18 protein-coding genes are annotated in these 19,467 nt (G+C 74.8%); 6 read left to right on the forward strand and 12 right to left on the reverse strand.

All coding sequences use genetic code 11. The features are described 5' to 3' along the window. Nucleotides 1-263: 263 nt before the first annotated feature. A complete protein-coding gene (gene rsgA, locus EDD39_RS16090; RefSeq protein WP_244257215.1) occupies nucleotides 264-1,364 on the forward strand; it encodes a ribosome small subunit-dependent GTPase A in 1,101 nt (366 codons plus the stop codon). A gap of 88 nt (nucleotides 1,365-1,452) precedes the next feature. Here the strand turns inward: rsgA and EDD39_RS39600 are convergent, their stop codons facing one another. Continuing rightward, nucleotides 1,453-1,590: a hypothetical protein gene (locus EDD39_RS39600; protein ID WP_162870039.1), complete on the reverse strand. Its 138-nt coding sequence runs from the start codon at nucleotides 1,588-1,590 to the stop codon at nucleotides 1,453-1,455. Nucleotides 1,591-1,867: 277 nt separating this feature from the next. Beyond that, nucleotides 1,868-5,047 (reverse strand): AfsR/SARP family transcriptional regulator, encoded by a 3,180-nt coding sequence (locus EDD39_RS16095; RefSeq protein ID WP_162870040.1) that lies wholly within the window; start codon nucleotides 5,045-5,047, stop codon nucleotides 1,868-1,870. Nucleotides 5,048-5,499: 452 nt separating this feature from the next. On the opposite strand from EDD39_RS16095, the gene EDD39_RS16100 reads away from it, so the two are divergent. Further along, on the forward strand, nucleotides 5,500-7,488 hold the full coding sequence (locus EDD39_RS16100; protein WP_244256751.1) for an NB-ARC domain-containing protein: 1,989 nt from the start codon (nucleotides 5,500-5,502) through the stop codon (nucleotides 7,486-7,488). Nucleotides 7,489-7,495: 7 nt separating this feature from the next. Here EDD39_RS16100 and EDD39_RS16105 read toward each other — a convergent pair whose 3' ends face one another. The 3 genes from EDD39_RS16105 to EDD39_RS16115 are packed head-to-tail and all read right to left on the reverse strand — an operon-like array spanning nucleotide 7,496 to nucleotide 10,175. Further along, complete coding sequence (locus tag EDD39_RS16105) at nucleotides 7,496-8,035, reverse strand: methylated-DNA--[protein]-cysteine S-methyltransferase (protein WP_123556710.1); 540 nt, start codon at nucleotides 8,033-8,035, stop codon at nucleotides 7,496-7,498. Then, a complete protein-coding gene (locus EDD39_RS16110; RefSeq protein ID WP_279638385.1) occupies nucleotides 8,032-9,618 on the reverse strand; it encodes a DNA-3-methyladenine glycosylase 2 family protein in 1,587 nt (528 codons plus the stop codon). Before EDD39_RS16110 ends, EDD39_RS16105 begins: the two co-directional genes overlap by 4 nt. 50 nt (nucleotides 9,619-9,668) lie before the next feature. Beyond that, on the reverse strand, nucleotides 9,669-10,175 hold the full coding sequence (locus EDD39_RS16115; protein WP_123556714.1) for a MarR family winged helix-turn-helix transcriptional regulator: 507 nt from the start codon (nucleotides 10,173-10,175) through the stop codon (nucleotides 9,669-9,671). A gap of 243 nt (nucleotides 10,176-10,418) precedes the next feature. On the opposite strand from EDD39_RS16115, the gene EDD39_RS16120 reads away from it, so the two are divergent. After that, a complete protein-coding gene (locus tag EDD39_RS16120; RefSeq protein WP_123560495.1) occupies nucleotides 10,419-11,846 on the forward strand; it encodes an MFS transporter in 1,428 nt (475 codons plus the stop codon). Between the two features lie 157 nt (nucleotides 11,847-12,003). On the opposite strand, the gene EDD39_RS16125 is transcribed toward EDD39_RS16120, so the two are convergent. From EDD39_RS16125 to EDD39_RS16135, 3 genes are all read right to left on the reverse strand, one after another. Then, nucleotides 12,004-12,726: a DUF305 domain-containing protein gene (locus EDD39_RS16125; RefSeq protein WP_425269691.1), complete on the reverse strand. Its 723-nt coding sequence runs from the start codon at nucleotides 12,724-12,726 to the stop codon at nucleotides 12,004-12,006. Continuing rightward, entirely contained in the window at nucleotides 12,723-13,454 is a 732-nt protein-coding gene (locus EDD39_RS16130; RefSeq protein WP_123556716.1) for a DUF3105 domain-containing protein, read from the reverse strand. The genes EDD39_RS16125 and EDD39_RS16130 overlap by 4 nt, the downstream gene beginning before the upstream one ends. 112 nt (nucleotides 13,455-13,566) lie before the next feature. Beyond that, the gene (locus EDD39_RS16135; protein WP_148089455.1) at nucleotides 13,567-14,124 is read right to left on the reverse strand and encodes a hypothetical protein; all 558 of its coding nucleotides are present in this window, start codon (nucleotides 14,122-14,124) and stop codon (nucleotides 13,567-13,569) included. Nucleotides 14,125-14,387: 263 nt separating this feature from the next. Between EDD39_RS16135 and EDD39_RS42070 the strand changes: the two genes are divergently transcribed. Continuing rightward, complete coding sequence (locus tag EDD39_RS42070) at nucleotides 14,388-15,965, forward strand: protein phosphatase 2C domain-containing protein (RefSeq protein ID WP_123556720.1); 1,578 nt, start codon at nucleotides 14,388-14,390, stop codon at nucleotides 15,963-15,965. 76 nt (nucleotides 15,966-16,041) lie between these two features. Here EDD39_RS42070 and EDD39_RS16145 read toward each other — a convergent pair whose 3' ends face one another. The 3 genes from EDD39_RS16145 to EDD39_RS16150 form a co-directional block, all read right to left on the reverse strand. After that, a complete protein-coding gene (locus EDD39_RS16145; protein WP_123556722.1) occupies nucleotides 16,042-16,647 on the reverse strand; it encodes a TetR/AcrR family transcriptional regulator in 606 nt (201 codons plus the stop codon). Nucleotides 16,648-16,756: 109 nt separating this feature from the next. Beyond that, a complete protein-coding gene (locus tag EDD39_RS39605; RefSeq protein WP_157852334.1) occupies nucleotides 16,757-16,918 on the reverse strand; it encodes a hypothetical protein in 162 nt (53 codons plus the stop codon). An 85-nt stretch (nucleotides 16,919-17,003) separates the two neighbouring features. Continuing rightward, on the reverse strand, nucleotides 17,004-17,762 hold the full coding sequence (locus EDD39_RS16150) for a GntR family transcriptional regulator (protein WP_123556724.1): 759 nt from the start codon (nucleotides 17,760-17,762) through the stop codon (nucleotides 17,004-17,006). Between the two features lie 103 nt (nucleotides 17,763-17,865). Here EDD39_RS16150 and EDD39_RS16155 point away from each other — a divergent pair, with 103 nt between their 5' ends. Together EDD39_RS16155 and EDD39_RS16160 are read left to right on the forward strand one after the other, a co-directional pair. Beyond that, nucleotides 17,866-18,102, forward strand: a complete 237-nt coding sequence (locus tag EDD39_RS16155) for a hypothetical protein (RefSeq protein ID WP_123818878.1) — start codon at nucleotides 17,866-17,868, stop codon at nucleotides 18,100-18,102. Further along, nucleotides 18,099-18,383: a hypothetical protein gene (locus EDD39_RS16160; protein ID WP_123556728.1), complete on the forward strand. Its 285-nt coding sequence runs from the start codon at nucleotides 18,099-18,101 to the stop codon at nucleotides 18,381-18,383. The genes EDD39_RS16155 and EDD39_RS16160 overlap by 4 nt, the downstream gene beginning before the upstream one ends. Before the next feature lie 17 nt (nucleotides 18,384-18,400). Here the strand turns inward: EDD39_RS16160 and EDD39_RS16165 are convergent, their stop codons facing one another. After that, nucleotides 18,401-19,447 carry an agmatine deiminase family protein gene (locus tag EDD39_RS16165; RefSeq protein WP_123556731.1) on the reverse strand — a complete coding sequence of 349 codons (1,047 nt, stop codon included), beginning with the start codon at nucleotides 19,445-19,447 and terminating at the stop codon, nucleotides 18,401-18,403. Between the last annotated feature and the right edge of the window lie 20 nt (nucleotides 19,448-19,467).

The following is a 19,467-nucleotide window of genomic DNA, read 5'->3' on the forward strand; positions in this document are numbered from 1 at the left end:
AATTCGGTGGCGCGGGTGACGGGAGGGGACTAGCGTGGCGTCCGCCGATCGAGCGCACCCCGGGCGGGGTGGGCGAGGCGTGCCAGGAGAGGAAGGAGGTGAGGACCGTGAGGCCTGTTCTCGCAGGTGTTTTCCGCTGTGTTCAGAAGTCTGCCGAGTCCATTACCCCCTGGCCCCCGGCCCGCCGTCCTCCGGCGTCGCGCACCCGCTGACGCCCTCCGGCCGGGGCCGCCCGTTCCCTCGAAGGGTCCCCGTTGATCACCATGCAGGTCCCCACCCGCCCCTCCGCCCCCTCCCCGTCCGCCCACCCGCTCTCCGGGCTCGGCTGGACGGACGACCGGGCCGCCGCGTTCGCCCCGCTCGCCGCCACCGGGCTGCTGCCCGGCCGGATCGTCCGGATGGACCGCGGCAGCTGCGAAGTGCTGCTCGTCGACCCCGAGAGCGGGGAGCCGGCCGTGCAGCGCGCCGCCACCCGCCCGGTCATGACGGCCGACACCGCACACAACCCCTGTACGGGGGACTGGGTCGCGTTCGACCCGGCCGCCCGTCCCGCCCCCGCCCTCGCGGCGGTGCTGCCCCGCACCACCGCGATCATCCGCAAGGGCGCCCACAAGCGCTCCGAAGGCCAGGTCCTGGCCGCCAACGTCGACACCGTACTGATCGCCGTCTCGCTCGCCGCGGAACCCGATCCCGGCCGGGTCGAGCGCCTGCTCGCCCTCGCCTGGGAGTCCGGGGCCGAACCGCTGATCGTCCTGACCAAGTCCGACCTGGTCCACGACGGCGACTTCGTCCGGGCGGACGTAGAGGCGATCGCACCCGGTGTCACCGTACTGACGGTCAGCGCCGAAACCGGCGAGGGGATGGACGAGCTGCGCGCCCGGGCCACCGGCTCCTGCGCGCTGATCGGCCAGTCCGGCGCGGGCAAGTCCACCCTCACCAACGCCCTCGCCGGGACGTCCGCGATGACGGTCCAGCAGGTCCGTTCCGTCGACGAGAAGGGCCGCCACACCACCACCGTCCGCGAACTCGTCCCGCTCCCGGCCGGCGGCGCCGTCATCGACACCCCCGGCCTGCGCGGCGTCGGCCTCTTCGGCGGCGAGGGCATCGACCAGGCCTTCGCCGACATCAGCGCCCTCGCCGCCGACTGCCACTACGCCGACTGCTCCCACCGCAGCGAACCCCGCTGCGCCGTCCGCACCGCCCTCACCGACGGCACCCTCCCCGAACGCCGCTGGGAGAGCTACCTCAAGCTCCAGCGCGAGAACGACTGGATCGCCGCCCGCACCGACGCCCGCCTCCGTGCCGAACGCGCCCGCCACCGCAAGCACCTCACCAAGACCACCCGCACCCGCCCCAAGCCCTGACCCCTGCGCCCCCGGGCCCCGGGTCGTACCAACGGGCCCGATCCCCGCTGCAACCGAGAGCGGGAATCGGGCCCGTCGTTCTGCCGGGTCAGATTGCTCCGAGCACCGGTCGGGGCGTTTCGAGGATCCGCGCGGCGGCTACGGGGCCGCTGGTCGCGCTGTCCGAGGGGAGTTGGGCGATCGCCAGGTAGATGGGTATCCAGCCCAGGGTGACTGCCGTTGCCACGAGCGTGATGTACGTGGACAAATTTCCCCTCCCCCTGGAGGGCTTGGGCGGGGGAGGGGCGGTTCGGGCAGTCAGACGTGCACGATGCATTTGCAGGTTCCGTTTGTGCGGGATCCGTGGCGTTCGAGAATCGACACCCTTGTCTCGAACAGGCTATCCGCGACGCGGGTCGATCATCAACTCGGCATCATCGGAACCCTTCGTCTCCGATTCTCGGGAGGTGTCGCGAACTTGTCGCCCCCGGTGGATCCCGGCGCCCTCGGCCGACTGGTTGTGTTCAATTTTGATCACCTTGGCTAGATCTGGAATTCATTCGCTTCGAATTCGGGGTGTCGGAGGGGTCCGGCCAGTCACGTCGGAGCAGTGATTCGGTCAGGTCGCCCAGGTTCGGAGCGGTCGCCTCCTCGGCGCGGGCGAGGCGGGAGCGGTCGGACGACTGTTCACCGTTCCCCTCGTCCTGAGGGGTGGTGCCGATGACGTCCTCCACCTGCTCCAGTCCTTGCCGGGCCTCCTGCTCCTCGTGCGCGGCGCCGATGCGGGCTGCCAGGCCGGCTGCGGTGGAGTACTGCCGGTGGGCCTCCGGGAGGTTCCCCGAAAGGCGGTGCACCAGGCCGAGTGCGTTGCGTGCGTCGATTTCGTGGCGGACGTCGTCGAGGAGTCCGAAGGTCCGGGCCGATGAATTCAGCAGTTCCGTCGCCAGCCGGGATTCCTCGGGAATGTCCAGGGTCAGTGACAGGTTGAGACGGACGGCCGCGAGGTCGGCTTCGGAGAGATTTCCGCCGTCGAGTTCCAGTAGGGCTTCGAAGGACGTGCGGGCGGATTTCCGGTCGCCGGTGCTCAGATGGATGCCGCCCAGATTGTTCAGGAGCGAGCCGGTGCTGCGCTGATCGCCGAGGCTCCGGAAAATCGGAAGTGCTTCCCGGAGGGACCGGACGGCGGATTCCTGGTCGCCGAGCAGGGTGTGGAAGATGCCCTGGTTGTTGAGGCTGCGGGCCAGCGGTCCCTCGTCGCCGATCGAGCGGCGCAGGGTCACCGCTGCGTGCTGGTAGGTGAGGGCGGTCGCAGGGTCGCCGATCTGTCCGTGCAGTTCGGCGAGCCGGCTCAGCGCGTCGGCGTGGGCCGGGTCGTCGCCGGTGCGCCGGGCCAGAGCGAGGGCGCGTTCGGCGGCGTCGGCGGCGTCGGGGTAGCGGGCGAAGCGGATCAGGGTCCGGGCCAGGTCGAGCAGGGCGTGTGCCGTCCGCCGGGGATCGTCCTGCGCCGGCCCGGCGGTGGCTGCGGCCTCTTGCATCTGGTGGGCCTCGTGCCACAGGCCGGCGGTGTCCAGGTGGGGGGCGAGCACGTGGGACAGCCAGCCGGCTTCGGAGACGTTGCCGTCCGCGCGCAACTTCCCTTCCAGCGCGATGAATCCGGGAAGTTCGCGGCGCAGCCAGGTGGTGGCCGAGGCCTCGTCGGGCCACTCCGGGGTGTCGGGCGGCGTTCCTTCGTCGAAATCGGGAAGACCTGCCGGCGGTGCCAGCCGGAAACGCCGGGGCGAGCGGGTGTGGTCGAGGGCGACCAACGCGTCGGTGGCGAAGGCCGACAGTCTTCGGACCGTACTGGAATGATCTTCCGGCGGGTCCGTTCGGCTTGCCAGGATTCGGCCGAACTCGCTGATGAGATCGTGTATTTCGTATCTGCCGGGGGCGGGCTCGGACGCCAGGTGGACGGTCAGCAGCGCGTCGATGATGCGTTCCGTCGCCGCCACCGGGAGGCCGACCAGCGCGGCCGCCGTGTGCGGGCCGAACTCCCCGCCCGGATGCAGGCACAGGCGGCGGAACGCGGTCTGATGATCAGCTGCCAGGGTTCGGTACGACATCATGAAGGCCCCCTCCAGGCTGCCGAGGTCGTTCCAGAGCTCGCCGATCCTGCCGTCCGCGCGGGAGAGTCGCCGGATGAGGTGTTCGAGGGTCCACGTCGGGTGCGCCCGGAAGCGACTGGCGGCCAGGTCGAGGGCGAGCGGGTGTCCGCTGCACAACTCGGCGACCGCGGTCACCTCTGCGGCCTGTTCCGGTTCCGCGATCCGGCCCCCGCCCGCCAGCCTCCGGAACATCGCGCGGGACGCGGACGGTGACAGCCTGGTGAGGAGGACCGTACGGACCGCGGGGAGTTCTGCCATCCGGTGGCGGCTGGTGACCAGGACGAAGGAGGGCGACGCGGCCGGCAGCAGCGGGCGTACCTGGGCCGGTCCGGCGGCGTCGTCCAGCACCACCAGGGCGCGCCGGCCGGCCAGCAGTTCGCGGCACTCGGCGAGCAGTTCCTCCGGGTCGAGCGGTATCTGCTGGGCGGGTACGCCGAACTGCCGCAGCAGCGCGGTGGCGGCGGTCTCCGGACCGAGGGCGGACGTGCCGCCCGCGTGCGCGGCCAGTGGTACGAACACCTGGCCGTCCGGGAACTCCCCGCGCAGCAGGGCGGCCGCAGCCAGGGCGAGTCCGGTCTTGCCGGCACCCGGCATGCCGGAGACGGTCACCACCGTCAAGGGGTCGGGCCGCCCGCCGCCGGCCCGGTCCGGGTTGCGCGCGGCGTCCAGAATGGCGTTCAACTCCGATTCCCGGCCGATGAGTTCGGGAGCGGAGCGAAGGGTCGACGGAGGTGCGGAGGCGCGATGGGCGGCCGATCTGCCGGCAGTGGCCGCCGGGCGGCGCAGCAGGTTGCCGACCGGCACCCGGTGCAGGAGTTGCTCGTTCAGCCGGTTCAGCGACTCGGCGGGACCGGTCCCCAGATCCTCCCGGAGCTTCCGCCGGACATCGCGGTAGACGCTGAGTGCCTCGGCCAGCCGGTCGCAGCCGTACAGGGCGGTCATCAGCAGTGCCGAGACCCGCTCGTTCCACGGGTGGTCGGCGGCCAGGGCGATCAGCTCCGCGACCACGTCGGAGAACCGGCCGAGGCGCAGTTCGATCTCGATGCGGGCGAGGGTGGCCGCCAGTTTCCGGTCGGCCAGCAGGACGCGGGTGGACTGTGCCCATTCGCCGGGGAGTCCGGCCAGCGGTTCGCCCTGCCAGACGTCCTCGGCCTCGCGCAGGAGGGTCCAGGCCCGGTGGTCCTGGCCCGACTCGGCGAGGGTGCGGGCCCGGCCGGTCAGGGTGCGGAAGTGGTGCCAGTCGACCTGTTCGGACCGGGCCTGCAGCGCGTACGTGCCGGCCTGGGAGACGATTTCGATCCGGGTGCCCGGCCGCCCCGGGGCCCCGGCGGCGGCCTCCCGGAGCACGGTGCGCAGCCGGGAGACGTAGCTCTGCAGGGTGGACGTGGCGCTGACCGGTGGTTCGCCGTCCCAGATGCGGTCGGCGAGGACGGCGGGCGAGAGCGGTTTTCCGAGGTCCAGGGCCAGGCCGGCCAACAGTATTCGCACCTTGTGCGAGCGGATCGTCAGCGGCGTCCCGTCGACCGCCAGCCCTATGGTCCCCAGAAGATGGATCTCCACCGAAAATGCCCCCTGTCGTCTGTTCCCCGGACGCGCAGGAGGCGAGCATGGCATGAGAGGGAACCGTCTGCTATACCACCGCCCGGTTTCCTGAACTGCGGGTTTCCATGTTGTCCGGGCGAAAGGGAAACCGACGTGGTATGGGCGAACCGCCTGCGCCGCGTCCTTCTCCCGCGATCCGGTATCCGCCCCACCAGGCCCAAGGAGGAGCAGAGTTGGCGCACGAATCCGGCGTATCGCCGAACTCTCCAGCTCAGCAAGGCTCCGTTCGCCGCAACAGCGTCGAGGGGAACGCGACGATCAACGGAATGGCGCTCCAGGCCGATCGGATCGAGGGGGGCGTACACGTCTCCGTGCATGCTCCGGCGCAGCTTCCAGTGCCCCATCAGCTTCCACCCGCCCCTGCGCACCTCCCCGGCCGACGGAGTGAACTGGCCGCGCTGGAAAGGGCGTTGGGCGCCGACCGGCCCGCCGGTTCGCTCCTGGTCCTCAACGGGCCGGCCGGCGTCGGCAAGAGCGCCCTGGCCGTCAACTGGCTGCGCGCGCACCGCGACCGCTTCCCGGACGGCGCCTTCTACGCCGACCTGCGCGGCCACTCCTACGGCGACCCGGCCGATCCGATCGAGGCGCTCGGCCGGTTCCTGCGCGCCCTGGGCCACACCGCGGTGCCCGCCGAACTCGCCGAGGCCAGCGCACTGTGGCGCTCCGCCACCGCCCGGATGCGGATCGCCGTCCTGCTCGACAGCGCGGTCGGCGCCGCCCAGGTCCGGCCGCTGCTGCCGACGGCTGCCGCCGCGGTGACGCTGGTGACCAGCCGCACCCGGCTCACCGGACTCGCCATGGACGGCGCCGAGTTCCTCACCGTCGGCCTGGTCGGGCCGGACGCCGCGAACGCCATCCTCGCCCAGCAGGTCGGGGCGGAGCGGATCGCCGCCGAGCGGTCGGCCGCCGACCAGGTGGTCACCCGCTGCGCGGGGCTGCCGCTGGCGATCTGCGTGGCCGGGGCCCGGATGGCGGCCCGCCCGCAGCAGCCGCTGGCCGCGACCGCCGAGGCGCTGCGCCGGGAGGGCGACCGGCTGACCGCCCTGCGGCTGGACGGTGAGGCCGCCGTACGCGGCGTGCTGGACGCCTCCTACCGCGCGCTGGAACCGGCCGCCGCGCGGCTGTACCGACTGCTCGGCCTGCTACCGGTGCCGGAGTTCACCCCCGAGGCGACCGGTGCGGCCGGCGAGCTCTCCCGGGACGGGGCCGACTGCCTGCTCGACGCACTGGCCGGGGTGCACCTGCTGGAGGAGCGCGCCGCGGGCCGCTACCGCTTCCACGACCTGGTCCGGCTGCACGCCCGGGAGCGCGGCACTGCCGAGGAGCCGCCGGAGCAGGGCGGGGCAGCCGTCCGCCGGGTCGCCGAGCACTACCTGGCCGCGGCGACCGCCGCCGAGGCCCTGGTCATGCCGAGCCACCGCCTCCTGCCCCGCGACTACCTCCAACCACCGCTGCACGCACCGGAGTTCGCAGAGGAGTCGGAGGCACTCGACTGGTTCGAGCGGGAGCGCGACCAACTCGCCGCAGTACTCCGCGACGGTTCGCGGAACCGCCGGTACGGGCTGGTCTGGCAGTTGGCGGACGCGATGCAGCCGATGTTCATCCGGCTCCGCCCGCACGCCCTCCAACTGGAGGCCCACGCGCTGGGGCTGGACGCGGCCAGGAAGAGCGGGGACCGGATCGCGGAGCAGTGGATGCTGACCTCCGGCGGGCAGGGGCTGCGCAGCGCCGGCCGGATCCGGGAGTCCGCCGACTGGTACGCCCGGGCCCTGGAGGTGTCCCGCGCCAACGGCGACGTGCTGGCCGAGGCGCAGTCCTGGACCGGGCTCGGGCACGCGCACCGCATCCTCGGCGAACTCGACTCCGCACGTGCCCAGTTCGAGGCCGCGCTGCATCTGCGCGAGTCGCTCGGCTACCGGCGCGGCGTCGGCCTGGTCCGGATCGCGCTGGGCGAGGTGGCGGTGGACGCGGCCGACGAGGCCGGGGCCGTCCGCCACCTGTCCGCGGCCGTCGCCGACCTGACCGCCGCCGACGACCCGTACGAGGTATCCCGAGCCCGGGCGGTCCGGGCCCGGGCGCACCTGCTGGCCGGCCGGTACGAGGAGGCCCGGGCGGACCTGGAGGCGGCCCGGGCCGGGTTCGTGGCGGCCGGATCCGCACACTGGCAGGCCCGCACCGACGAGGGACTCGGCGAACTGGCCCTCGCCCAAGGCGACTCGGCGGCTGCCCGGGAGCTGTTCGACACCGCGCACCGGGCGTACCAGCGGCTCGCCGCCCCCGACACCGCCCGGCTGGCCCGGCGGCTGGAGTCCCTGCCGCCCGAAGCCTCCCCGCCCGCCGCCTCCCAGCCCGAAGCCTCCCCGCCCGACGCTTCCCAGCCCGCCGCGGAAGGGAGTTGACGGTCCGTCAGAACAGCCGGTCGCCGCTCTCGTGGGCCAGCAGCCAGCGCTTGGCGTCGATGCCCGCGGCGAAGCCGGTGAGGCTGCCGTTGGCGCCCATCACGCGGTGGCAGGGGCGGACGATCAGCAGCGGGTTGGCGCCGACCGCGCCGCCGACGGCGCGCACCGCGCGCGGGGACTGGCCCGCGGCGTCGGCGAGTTGGCCGTAGGTGAGGGTGGCGCCGTACGGGATGTCGTCCAGGGCGTCCCAGACCTGCTGCCGGAAGGCGGTGCCGACGGGGGCCAGCGGCAGGTCGAAGGCGGTGCGCTCGCCGGCGAAGTAGGCGGTGAGCTGCTCGACGGCGGGGGCGAGGGCGTCGGCGTCGGGCCGCCAGTGGGCGGCGGGCTCGGCGAGGGCGCCCTTCTGGCCGGGGGCGGTGACGGCGGCCAGCGCGAAGCGGCCGTCGGCGTCCAGGGGACCGCTGAGCAGCAGGGTGCCGAGCGGGCTGTCCATGGTGGTGAACACGGTGGTGGGCGTGGTGGCGGGCGTGGCGGGTGCGGTGGTCATGACTGGTCCTCGCGGGTCTTGCGGGTACGGGGGGTGGCGGCGTGGCGTTCGGCCGCGGCCGACCACAGGTGGTGCAGGGCGTAGGAGCGCCAGGGCGCCCAGCGGGCGGAGCGTTCGGCGGCGGAGCGCGGGTCGCCGTCCGCGCCGAGGGCGCGCAGGCCGTCGCGGACGCCGATGTCGGTGGGCAGGAACACGTCCGGGTCGGCCAGGGCGCGCATCCGCAGGTAGCCGACCGTCCACGGGCCGATGCCGGGCAGGGCGAGCAGTTCGGCGGCGGCCTGCTCGCGGTCGACGCCGGGGTCGAGCCGGACGGTGCCGTCGGCGAGCGCCGTGCACAGCCCGAGCAGGGCCCGGCGGCGGGACTGCGGCATCGCCAGGTGCTCCGGGTCGGCGGCGGCCAGCGCGGCGGCGGTCGGGAACAGCAGGCGCAACCCGCCGTCGGCGGCCGGCAGCGCGCTGCCGTAGCGCTCGGCGAGCCGGCCGGCGAGGGTGCGGGCGGCGGCCACCGTGACCTGCTGGCCGAGGACCGCCCGGACGGCGAGCTCGTGCGGGTCGACGTGGCCGGGCGAGCGCAGCCCGGGCCGGGCGGCGGCCAGCGGGGCCAGCAGCGGGTCGGCGGCCAGCCGGGCGTCCACCGCGTCCGGGTCGGCGTCCAGGTCGAACAGGGCGCGCAGCCGGTGCACGGCCGTGGTCAGGTCGCGCAGGTCGGTGAGGGTCAGCCGGCAGTCCAGCCAGCCCCGGTCCGGCGGGTCGCCGGGGGCGAGCCCGTCCACCTCGGCCAGGCCGTGCCCGTACGGGAGGGACAGGGTGCGCCGGTAGCTGCGGGTGCCGGGGCGCGGGCCGGGGACGACCTCCTCGACGCCCGGGACGGCCCGCAGGCCGAGGAAGTCCAGCAGGTGGCCGGTGTCGATCGCGCCCCGGTAGGCCAGCCGCAGGCCGAGCGTGCCGCCGCCGGCCGGGGTGCGGCGGTGGCCGCCGTGCTCGGTGCGCAGCGTGGACGGGGTGCGGTCGTACACCTCGCGGATGGTGTCGTTGAACTGCCGGACGGAGGCGAAGCCGGCCGCGAACGCCACGTCGGTGACCGGCAGTTCGGTGGTCTGCAGGAGCAGCCGGGCGGTCTGCGCGCGCTGCGCCCGGGCCAGCGCGAGCGGGCCCGCGCCGAGCTCGGCGGTCAGCTGCCGCTGCAACTGCCGGGAGCTGTAGCCGAGCCGGGACGCCAGCCCGGCGACGCCCTCCCGGTCGACCACGCCGTCCCCGATCAGCCGCACGGCGCGGCCGACCAGGTCGGCCCGGTGGTTCCACTCGGGCGAGCCGGGCACCGAGTCCGGCCGGCAGCGCCGACAGGCCCGGTAGCCGGCGCCCTGGGCGGCGGCCGCGGTCGGGTAGAAGGTGCAGTTGGTGCGCTTGGGGGTGGTGGCCGGGCAGCTCGGACGGCAGTAGATGCCGGTGGTCCGCACCGCCGTGAAGAACACTCCGTCGAAGCGGGCGTCCCGGCTGTCCACGGCCCGGTACCTGGTCTCGTCGTCGATCACGCCTTCCAGTCTGCGCGATCGCGGGAACACCGACTGGCGGGAATCGGACATCGCCGTGGACGCCCCTGACGCAGGGGTCGGGCCGTCGGCGGAGCGGGGCCTCAGCGGAGCGGGTCGGTGCCCGCGAGGGAGTGGGCGAGGCGGTCGAGGCCGGGGAGGGCGCGCATGACGGCATCGCGGTCGGTGGGGGTGAGGCTCTCCAGGGCGGTGGCGAGGCGGCGTTCGTGGGCGCTCTGCCAGTCGCGCAGTTGCTGGTGGCCGGCCTCGGTGAGGGCGATCCGGGCGGTGCGGCGGTCGCCCGGGTCGGGCTGGCGGTCGACCAGGCCGGCCTCCAGCAGTTTGGAGATGAGGCCGCTGACGGTGTTGGGCGCGAGGCGCTGGCGGGCGGCCAGTTCGCCGACCCGCAGGGGGGAGGCGGCCAGGGTCTGGAGCAGTTCGACCTGGGCCATCGGCAGCGCCTCCCAGGGGAACTCGGAGCGGATGGAGCTCCGCAGCGCCCGGCGCAGGCGGGTGATCACGTCGGTGAGCTGCTGCGCCCCGGCGAGCGTGTCGGCGCCCGCGGCCGCGGGTCCGGTCGGCGGCGGGAGCGGCTGGGGCTGCGAAGACATGGCGGACAGCGTAGCGTCCGGCCACCCGCGGGCCGCCGGGTGTCCACCCGTCGACCGGCCGAAACACCGTGCTGGGCGGGGCGAGGCGGGGCGAGGCGGGGGCGGAAAAGGGCAGGGGGCGGGTGGGGGAGGGGCAAGGGGAGCGGAAGGCGAGGGGAAGGGCGGGGGAAGAGTGGCGGGCGGATCGGTCGGGTTCCGAAACGCTCCTTGAGCGATTATGTCGGAAACAGATATGTTCGCCTCATGGCTGAACCCGCGGTCGCCTCCCGGCTGCTCGACACCCTGCAACTGGCCGAACGCCCCCGCCCCCGGGCCGTCGCGCGCTGGCCGCACGCGCACTGGCTGGCGGTCGGCACCGTCTGCCTGGGCGCGTTCCTGGGCCAACTCACCGCCAGCGTCACCTCGTTGGTCTTCCCCGCGCTGGAAGACCACTTCGACGCCTCGTTCGCCGCCGTCGAGTGGGTCTCGCTGGCGTACCTGCTGGTGCTGGTCGCGCTGCTCGCCCCGGTCGGGCGGCTGTCGGACCTGGTCGGCCGGAAGACGATGTACCTGGGCGGGTTCGCGGTGTTCGCGCTGGCCTCGCTGGGCGCCGGGCTGGCCGGGAACCTGGCGGTCCTGGTGGCTTGCCGGGCCGTGCAGGCCGTCGGCGGCGCGATGATGCAGGCCAACAGCGTCGCCCTGGTGGCCCGCGGCGTACCCGAACGGGCGATGCGCACCGCGCTCGGCGTGCAGGCCGCCGCCCAGGCGCTCGGCCTGGCGCTCGGCCCGACCCTCGGCGGGCTGCTGGTCGCGCACGCGTCCTGGCGCTGGGCGTTCTGGGTCAACGTGCCGATCGGCGTGCTGGGCATGCTGGCGGGCTGGTTCCTGCTGCCGCGCACCTTCCCCGACGGCCGCTGCCCGGCCCGGACGCCGGACCGCGACGGCCGCTTCGACCTGGCCGGACTGCTGCTGCTGGCCGGCTCCTCCACCGCGCTGCTGCTCGCCCTCTCGGCCGCCTCCGGCCTGCCGCTGCCCGGCTGGGCGGTCGCCGGACTGCTGGCCGCGGCCGCCGCCGCCACGTTCGCCCTGGTCCGGCAGGAGCGCCGGGCCGACCGGCCGATCATCCCGCCCGGACTGGTCAACACCCCCGGCATCCGGGCCGGCCTGCTGGTCGCCCTGGTCGGCTACCTGCTGCTGTTCTGCCCGCTGGTGCTGGAACCCGTCGTGCTGGCCGGACGCGGCACCACCGCCACCGCCGCGGGCGCCGCGATCACCGCGCTGCCCGCCGCGTTCGCCCTCGCCGCCACCGTCGGCGGCGCGCTGCTGCCCGGCCGCTGGAGCGACGCCGCCCGCTGCCGCTGCGGCGCGCTCACCGCCGCCGCCGGACTGCTCGCCCTGGCCCTGCTGCCCGCCCCCGGCCCGTGGACGACGGCCGCGCCGCTGCTGCTCACCGGCTACGGCCTCGGGCTGCTGCTGCCCGCCAACAACGCCCTGGTGATGCGGGCGATCCCCGCGCAGAGCTCGGCCGTCGGCGGCGGGCTGGTCAACATGGTGCGCAGCCTCGGCACCGCGCTGGGCACCGCGCTCCCGGTGCTGGCCGTCCACCAGGCCGGTGCGGCGGCGGGCGGCCGCGCCGTCCTGCTGCTGCTCGCGGCGGTCGCGGCGCTGGCGGTCCGGCTCTGCAGGGGCTGAGCCGCCCGACCCGACGCCGGAGGGCGCCGCCCCCGGGTTCCCCCGGGACGGCGCCCTCCGGCGCGTCGGCTGCGCCCGGTGCCCACCTGTTCAGGCGGACCGTTCAGGCCCGGTGCCCACCGGCTCGGGCAGCCGGTCGTGCCTCGTGCCCACCGGCTCAGGCGGCCGGCTGCGCGCCGCGCTCGGCGAGCATGTCCGTCATCAGCTGGATCTCGGCGTGCTGCGCGTCGACCATGCCCTGGGCGAGCCGCTTCTCCGGGGCGTTGCGCCCCGCGTCCACGTACGCCTGGGCCATCTCGGCGCCCGCCTTGTGGTGCTTGATCATCAGCTGCAGGTAGTACACCTCGGCGTCCTGGCCGCTGAGCGAACGGAGCCTGTCCAGCTCGGTGTTGGTCGCCATGCCGGGCATCAGCGAGCCGTCGTGCGCCTCGTACGGGTGGTTCATCCAGGCCATCGGCTTGGCGGTGGTGCTCTGCGACAGGCCCCACTGGTCGAGGAAGCCCATCAGCATGCCGCGCTGGTTGGCCTGCGTGTTGATGATGTCGAACGCGAAGCCCCGCACCTCCTCGCTCTGGGTGCGGTCCCGGATGATGAACGACATGTCGATGGCCTGCTGGTGGTGCGTGGCCATGTCGCGGGCGAACCCGGCCTCCGCCGAGTCGGTGGCCGGCGCGGCCGAGGCGGCGGCCGTCGGGCTGCCGGACGCCGGGGTGCTGCCGGAGACCAGCGCGGGCACGCCGAGCCCCAGGGCGACCACGGCCGCGAGCGCGGCGGGCCACCAGAACCGCCGCCGCCCGCGCGGGGCGGCCGGCAGCTCCTCCTCGAACCCCTCGTGCTCCTCGAACTCCGGCTGCCCGCCGTCGGCGGGGGCCGCGGTCACATCTGCCCCGAGCTGCAGCTCGCGCCCTGCTCCAGGGTCTGCGGGCCCTGCACGAACTTGGCGAAGAAGGTCGCGACCCGCGGGTCGCTGGCGGAGTCCACCACCAGCTGGTTGCTCCACGCGGTCAGCGTGATGGTGCCCGGCTCGTCCGGGTACGGGCTCATCAGGCTGTACGGGGTGGCCTTGACCTTGTCGCTGAGGGTCTTGATGTCCTCGGGGGTGGCCTTGCCGTTGTAGGTGACCCAGACCGCGCCGTGCTCCAGCGAGTGGACGGCGTTCTCGTTGCGGACCGGCTTGTCGTAGACGTTGCCCATGCAGGTCTGCCAGACCGGGTCGTGGTCGCCGCCGACCGGCGGGGTCTGCGGGTACTTCACCTCGGTCTTGACGTGGTTCTGGGTGAGCTTGCCGAAGGTCTGCAGGCCCGGGATGTCGGCCTTCGAGGCGTCGTCCTTGGCCTTCTGCGCGGCCTCGGCCGCGGCGGTGGCCGCCGCCTTCTTCTTGTCGCTCTTGTCCTTGGAGTCCATCACCAGCCAGCTGCCGCCGCCGATCATGGCGAGCAGCAGGACGGACGAGATGCCGATGGTGATCGTCTTGTTGCGGCGCTCGCGGCGCTGCTCGACGGCGCGCAGCTCGGCGATCCGGGCCCGGCGGTCGGCCTGCTGGGCGGCCTTGCTGCCCGGCTTGGGCTGCTTGCCGGTGGGGTTGGACTGCTTGGAGGCGGAACCCATGGATGTCTTCCTTGTCCCCGCCGTGGCTGGCACGGCGGTCTGCGGTGGGGTGGGGGCAGCGGAGCCGCCGACCTCCCCGCGCGGCGGGGCGTCGGTCGGCGGTGGGTTCCGCTCAGGACCGGTGAACCTGCAGGACGTGCAGGTCGGGCGCGTGGTGCGACCCGGTCGGTGCGCCGCAGGCCGAAGCGGCGGGCGTCACCGGCGGGGCGACCAGGCGCGGTCGGACGGCCGTGCCGGGCTCCGGCGGCGCGTTCGGCAGGTGCGACTCCGGGCCGCAGAAGGGGTGGCTGGAGCAGCCGTGGCCGGGCACCGGACCGGGGTTGTCCGCGGTGCACAGGATGAACGCCGCGCCGGGCGCCTCCCCGGCCGCGACCGGCAGCACCGTCGCCGGCCCGTGGTGCGACGCCGTCGCACCCGCCCGCACCGGGGCCGCCGTCCGGGATGCCCCGGCGGCCCGGTCCGTACCGGGCGCCGTCCGCTGCGGCGCGGACGCGCCGTGGGCCTCCTGGCCGGCCGGCGGGGAGCTCAGCGGCCGGGCGCTCGCGGCGGTCGCCGCGCAGGGCAGCAGCGCGAGCAGCGCGGCCAGCAGCAGGGACCACAGCACCGCCACCGGACGGAGCACCGCGACTGCGGGCCCTCCGGGGCGGGTACGAGATCCTGGCGCGGCCATGCGCACATATTAATCAGCCGATCGGGTGAAGCGATGCCCCCCTTGGGCTCTCATTTTCCGGACGAACGCCCCGCCACCCCATCCCCGAAGCCCCTGTTGGAACCCGTTTGACCCCGTACCGTCGCCCCGTCGCCACCGCCGCGCCACCCGTGGCCGGAACCCCTCCCCGGACGTCCGCGCGATGTTTCGAATCCCGGACACCGTCGTTGTCCTTCGGAAGAATGACGTGACGTCCGGCCCCCTCACGGATCAGGAGCGGTCAGTTGAACGAGCAGGGCCCGCCCAGGCAGCCCCGTCCCGACGACGCCTGGTGGCACACCGTCTACGCGGGCCCCGCCGGCACCCTCCCCGACACCCCCGCCGCGGACGCCGGCGCCGACACCGGCACCGTCGACGACTGGTTCACCACCGCCGCCGGACTGATCGCCCCGCAGCGCCGCCCCGAACCGGAGGCCCCGGCGCCGGAACCCGAGGCGCCGGGATCGGGGGCGCCGGAACCGGAGCGCGCGGCCGCTGCGGCGGAGACGGCGGAGGTGGCGGAGGCGGAGGCGGCGGTCGAACCGCAGCCGGGGCCGACGCCGCGCAGCTGGGCCGAGGCCGCCTGGCCCGAGCTCCAGCCGAACCTCTCGAAGGAACCGGCCGCCCCGACCCCGACGCTGACGGACCTTCCGACGGCCCCGCCGGAGCCCTCACCCGAGCCCGAACCGGAGCCGGAGCCCTCGCCCGAACCCGAGCCGGAGTCCTCGCCCGAGCCCGAACCCGAAGCGGTGACCGAACCCGCCCCCGTGCCGACACCGGAGCCGACCCCCGCTCCCGCCTCCGCTCCGACCCCCGCCCCCGCCCCCGCCCCCGCGCCGACGGTCGTGGTGGGGGCCCCGCCGCCGGACCGGGCCGCGCCCTGGTCGGGGCGTCCGCAGGCGCCGGCCGTGCCGCACGTGGGGGAGCGGCCCCCGACGTACGCGCCGGAGCCGACCAGCCTGCCCGCCGCCGATCCGGCCGGGCTGGCGGCGCTGGTGCCCGACACCGCGATCGACGGCGCCGGGTTCGCGGGGACCACGCTGCGGGCGGTGTCGATCCGCGGGGATTCGGCCCGCTACCGGGGCGAGCCGCGCACCGACGCGCTGCTCACCGTCCGGTTCGGCGAGGGCGAGGAGGCGCTGGTGCTCGCGGTGCTGGCCGCGCCCGCGCGCCGGGCCAACGCCCAGTGGGGGTCGGCCGCGGCGGCCGAGGCGGCCCGGCAGTTGGCTGCCGCGATCGGCCGCAGCCGGGCCGAACTCGCCGCCGACCTGCGGGCCGGGGCCCGCGACCGGCTGCGCTACGGGCTGCAGCGGATCGCCCTCCAGGCGGCGGTGCAGCTGCGCAGTGCCGCGGAGCAGGCCGCCCAGGACGGGGACGGGGACGGGCCGGCCGGCCTGCCGCCCGAGGAGACCGCCTCGCTGCACTGCCTGCTGATGTCCGCGGACCCGGCGGCGACCCACCGGGCCGCGTTCGGCACCGGCCCCGGCGGGCTGTACCTGCTGCGCTCCGGGCACTGGATCGACGCCTACGCCGCGCGGCTGCTGCACCACCCGGACGGGCAGCCCCCGCTCCCGCCGGCCTCGATGCCCGCGCCCCGGCCGTTCCGCTTCCGCTTGGTCCCGGCGACCTCCGGCGACATCCTGCTGCTGTGCACCCCGGGCCTGGCCGCCCCGATCGCCGAGGAGCCCGCCGTGGCGCACTTCCTCTCCAGCCACTGGGCCCACCCGCACCCGCCGGGCACCGTCGACTTCCTCCGCCAGATCCAGGTCCGCGCCAAGGGCTACGCGGACGACCGCACCGCGGCCGCGGTCTGGACGGAGTGACCGGACGGGGTGACCGGACGGGGTGACTGGACGGAGCGACTGGACGGAGTAAGGCGGGCCCGGCGGACGGCTGCCGTTACGCGGGCAGCCCCAGCAGGGCGCGCGCGGCGGAGCCGGCCTGGGCGAGGGCGTCCTCGCGGGTGGTGGCGGGCAGGCCGATGGCGAGCGGGATGGCGAGGCCGTCGAGCAGGGCGCGCAGTTGGGCGGCGCGGGCGGGGGTGGTGCCGGCGGCCGGGAGGAGGCCGGTGGCGCGGCCCTCGGCGAGGAGCGCGGTGAGGTCGTCCTGCCAGGGGGTCTCGATGTCGAGCTGGCCCTGGCGGAGCTCCGCGGTGCCGGGGGAGCGGCTCCACACCTCGATCCACAGGATCCACCGGGGGTCGCCGGGGCCCTCGGGGAGGTAGAGCTCGAGGTAGCGGTCGAGCCGGTCGAGGACGGGGACCTCGCGGCGGGCGAGTTCGCGGCTGCGGCGCTCGCCGAGCTGGGCCTCGCTCCAGCGGAGGGTCTCCAGCAGGAGCTGGTCCTTGCTGCCGAAGTAGTAGAGGAGGTGGCCGGCGCTCATGCCGAGCTGTTCGCCGAGGCCGGCCATGGTGAGCCGGGCGAGGCCGTGTTCGGCGATCGCGGCGCGGGCGGCGGCGTAGACCTCTTCGCGGGGGCGCGCCGGGCGGCGGGTGCGGGGCGCCATCCGTACTCCTCGGTGTGGTGCTGTGCGGGGTCCGGTTCCGGCTCCCGGGCGGGGAGGTCCGGTTCTCCTCCCCGTACGGGAAGTCTCCCGCACGGGCCGGGCGCGGGGTTCACCAGCCGCCGTGCTCGCGGCTCTCGGTGGTCTCCCGGCGGCCGTCGGCGAGTCCGGCGCGGTAGGCGCGGCGGAGCAGGGCGGCGGCCCGGGCCGGGTCGAGGCCGGGGGCGAGGCGGAGGAGTTCGGCGGTGAGGTCGTCCAGGTTCTCCGGGGTCATGGGTCCATCACACCGCGCCCCTCCGCCGCCCGCCCGCCCGGACGGGGCGGTGCGCAGCGGGCGACGGGCGGCCCGGCGGTCCGGTTCAGTCGCCGGGCGGGCGGCCGTACCGGGTGGACCAGTGCTCGCCGGGCAGGACGAAGTCGGCGGTCTCGACGGGCCGGCCGGTGGCCCGGTCGTAGTGGGTGCGGCGGATGACGAGGGCGGGCGCGCCGGGGAGCGTGGTGAAGGTCTGCGCCTCGGCCCGGTTGAGGCCGCGGGCGGTGACCTCCTCGACGGGTTCGCCGACGTCGATGCCGATGACGGCCATCCGCGCGGCGACGCCGATCCCGCCGTACGGTCCGGCCTCGGGCAGCACGATCAGGGCCTGGCCGGTGACGGCCATCGTCTCCCAGGACTCGGCGAGGTACCCGGGGTCGCCGTTGACCAGGTAGACGTACGAGGTGTGCATCACCGGGTCGCCGGGCTCGATGCCGAGGCGCCCGGCGATCTCCTTGCTCGCGGCCTCGGTGGTGGAGTGGCTGCGCCAGGTGGGGGTGACGCCCTGCTGGGCGAGGCCGACGGTGTCAGGTCCGACGGCGCCGGCCGCGCCGCCGCGGCGGACCAGGGTGGGGCGGGGTTCCTGCGGCCGGACGAAGTAGCCGCGCCCCTGCCGGGCGAGCACCACGCCCTCCTGCTCCAGCAGCCGGTACGCGGACTGGCCGACGCCGTGCGAGAAGCCGTACTGCGCCCGGATCTCGGCCAGGGACGGGAGTTGACTGCCCGGCGGGTACTCGCCGGAGGCGATCCGCTCGCGGATCCGCTCAGCCACCTGGAGATACGCGGAGGGCCCGCTACCGGTCATGGGACGTTCCTCCGAGAGGTGTGTGGTCCGCCGATCGGTGACACAGTATCCGGTGGGGCACTACTCTACGTGTAGAGTCTAGCCCTATATGTACTCTGGGGGAGTGGTGCAGATCAGCACGCGTGCGTCCGACCTGCGGACGGCGATCGAACGGGCCTCGGGCGCGCGGGCCGACGTGCGGTTCGCCGTCGGCAGCACCAGGATCAGCATCCCCTGCCCACCCGACGACGCCCCGACCTGGAGCGAACTGCTCCAGGCGCTGCGCACCGCCGACCGCTGGGGCTCGGTCACCGCCGACGGACAGACCGTCATCTGGGCCCAGATCGAGGAGGAGCAGTGACCGCCGACCAGCCGCAGCCCGGCCCGCCCCCGGGCGGCCCCGAGCACCACTACCGCCCGTGCCGCCGGTGCCCGCGCTGCACCACCGGCACGGGCCGCCCCCCGACCGCCGAACAGGACTGCTGGGACGCCTTTCTGACCGGCACCGTCGCCGCGATGGCCGAACGCCGCCGCCGCGAGCGCCGCCACGAGGAGGCGCAGGCCGCCCTCGACCCGTCGCCGGGAACGGCCGCGGGCCGGAACTCCCCCTCTGCGGAGGTGGGTTCCGGCCCGCGGTGGTGACGCGGTGGTGAGCGGGATCAGGGCCGGGGCTGCTGCTGGGTGATGCAGTGGATGCCGCCGCCGTTGGCGAAGATCTCGCGGGCGTCGACCAGTTCGACGGTGCGGCCGGGGTAGGCCTTCTCCAGGATCGCCTTGGCCTGTTCGTCGCGCGGGTCGTCGAAGGCGCAGAGGACGACGGCGCCGTTGGCCACGTAGTGGTTGATGTAGGAGTAGTCGACGGGTTCGCCGTCCTCGTCGAACAGGACGGTGGGGGCCGGGAGTTCGATCACTTCGAGGGTGCGGCCGCGGGCGTCGGTGGCGGTGCGCAGGAGGTCGGCGAGCTCCTGGCAGACGGCGTGGTCGGGGTGGGCCGGGTCGGGCTGGGAGTGGACGACCACGGTGCCGGGGCGGACGAAGGCGGCGACGATGTCGATGTGGCCGCGGGTGCCGAACTCGTCGTAGTCGCGGGTGAGTCCGCGCGGCAGCCAGATCGCCTTGGTGGTGCCGAGGTGGGCGTGGAGTTCGGCTTCGACCTGTTCGCGGGTCCAGTCGGCGTTGCGGCCCTCGCCGAGCTGCACGGTGTCGGTGACCAGGACGGTGCCCTCGCCGTCGACGTGGATGCCGCCGCCCTCGTTGATCAGCCGGGAGGCGAAGCGGCGCGCGCCGGTCAGGTCGGTGACGTGTTCGGCGATGTCCTGGTCCTTGTCCCAGCGGGCCCAGGACTGGGCGCCCCAGCCGTTGAACACCCAGTCGGCGGCGGCGAGTTCGCCGTTGCCGTCGATCAGGAAGGACGGGCCGATGTCGCGCATCCAGGCGTCGTTCAGCGGCCGTTCGACGATCTCCACCTCGGCGGCGAGGTAGCGGCGGGCTTCCTCGCTCTCGCCGGTGTTGACCACCACGGTGACCGGCTCGTACCGGACGACGGTGTCGGCGACCTCCGCCCAGGCGCGGCGGGCCGCGTCGAGCTGTTCGGGGCCGTCGAAGGTGGGGTTCGGGGTGGGGAAGGCCATCCAGGTGCGCTGGTGCGGGTGCCACTCGGCGGGCATCTTGAAGCCGAGCTCGGCGGGGGTGGGGGAGTTGCTCATGGGGTCAAGTCCTATGCGGG

The organism is Kitasatospora cineracea, from assembly GCF_003751605.1.
Classification (GTDB): Bacteria; Actinomycetota; Actinomycetes; order Streptomycetales; family Streptomycetaceae; genus Kitasatospora; species Kitasatospora cineracea.

Bases quoted from the DNA above. Each gene is read 5' to 3' on its own strand.
- rsgA (WP_244257215.1), top strand. From the start codon at position 264: ATGCAGGTCCCCACCCGCCCCTCCGCCCCCTCCCCGTCCGCCCACCCG.
- EDD39_RS16165 (WP_123556731.1), bottom strand. From the start codon at position 19,447: ATGAGCAACTCCCCCACCCCCGCCGAGCTCGGCTTCAAGATGCCCGCC.
- EDD39_RS16110 (WP_279638385.1), bottom strand. From the start codon at position 9,618: ATGTCCGATTCCCGCCAGTCGGTGTTCCCGCGATCGCGCAGACTGGAA.
- EDD39_RS16120 (WP_123560495.1), top strand. From the start codon at position 10,419: ATGGCTGAACCCGCGGTCGCCTCCCGGCTGCTCGACACCCTGCAACTG.
- EDD39_RS16150 (WP_123556724.1), bottom strand. From the start codon at position 17,762: ATGACCGGTAGCGGGCCCTCCGCGTATCTCCAGGTGGCTGAGCGGATC.
- EDD39_RS39605 (WP_157852334.1), bottom strand. From the start codon at position 16,918: ATGACCCCGGAGAACCTGGACGACCTCACCGCCGAACTCCTCCGCCTC.
- EDD39_RS16130 (WP_123556716.1), bottom strand. From the start codon at position 13,454: ATGGGTTCCGCCTCCAAGCAGTCCAACCCCACCGGCAAGCAGCCCAAG.
- EDD39_RS16105 (WP_123556710.1), bottom strand. From the start codon at position 8,035: ATGACCACCGCACCCGCCACGCCCGCCACCACGCCCACCACCGTGTTC.
- EDD39_RS16135 (WP_148089455.1), bottom strand. From the start codon at position 14,124: ATGGCCGCGCCAGGATCTCGTACCCGCCCCGGAGGGCCCGCAGTCGCG.
- EDD39_RS16115 (WP_123556714.1), bottom strand. From the start codon at position 10,175: ATGTCTTCGCAGCCCCAGCCGCTCCCGCCGCCGACCGGACCCGCGGCC.
- EDD39_RS16145 (WP_123556722.1), bottom strand. From the start codon at position 16,647: ATGGCGCCCCGCACCCGCCGCCCGGCGCGCCCCCGCGAAGAGGTCTAC.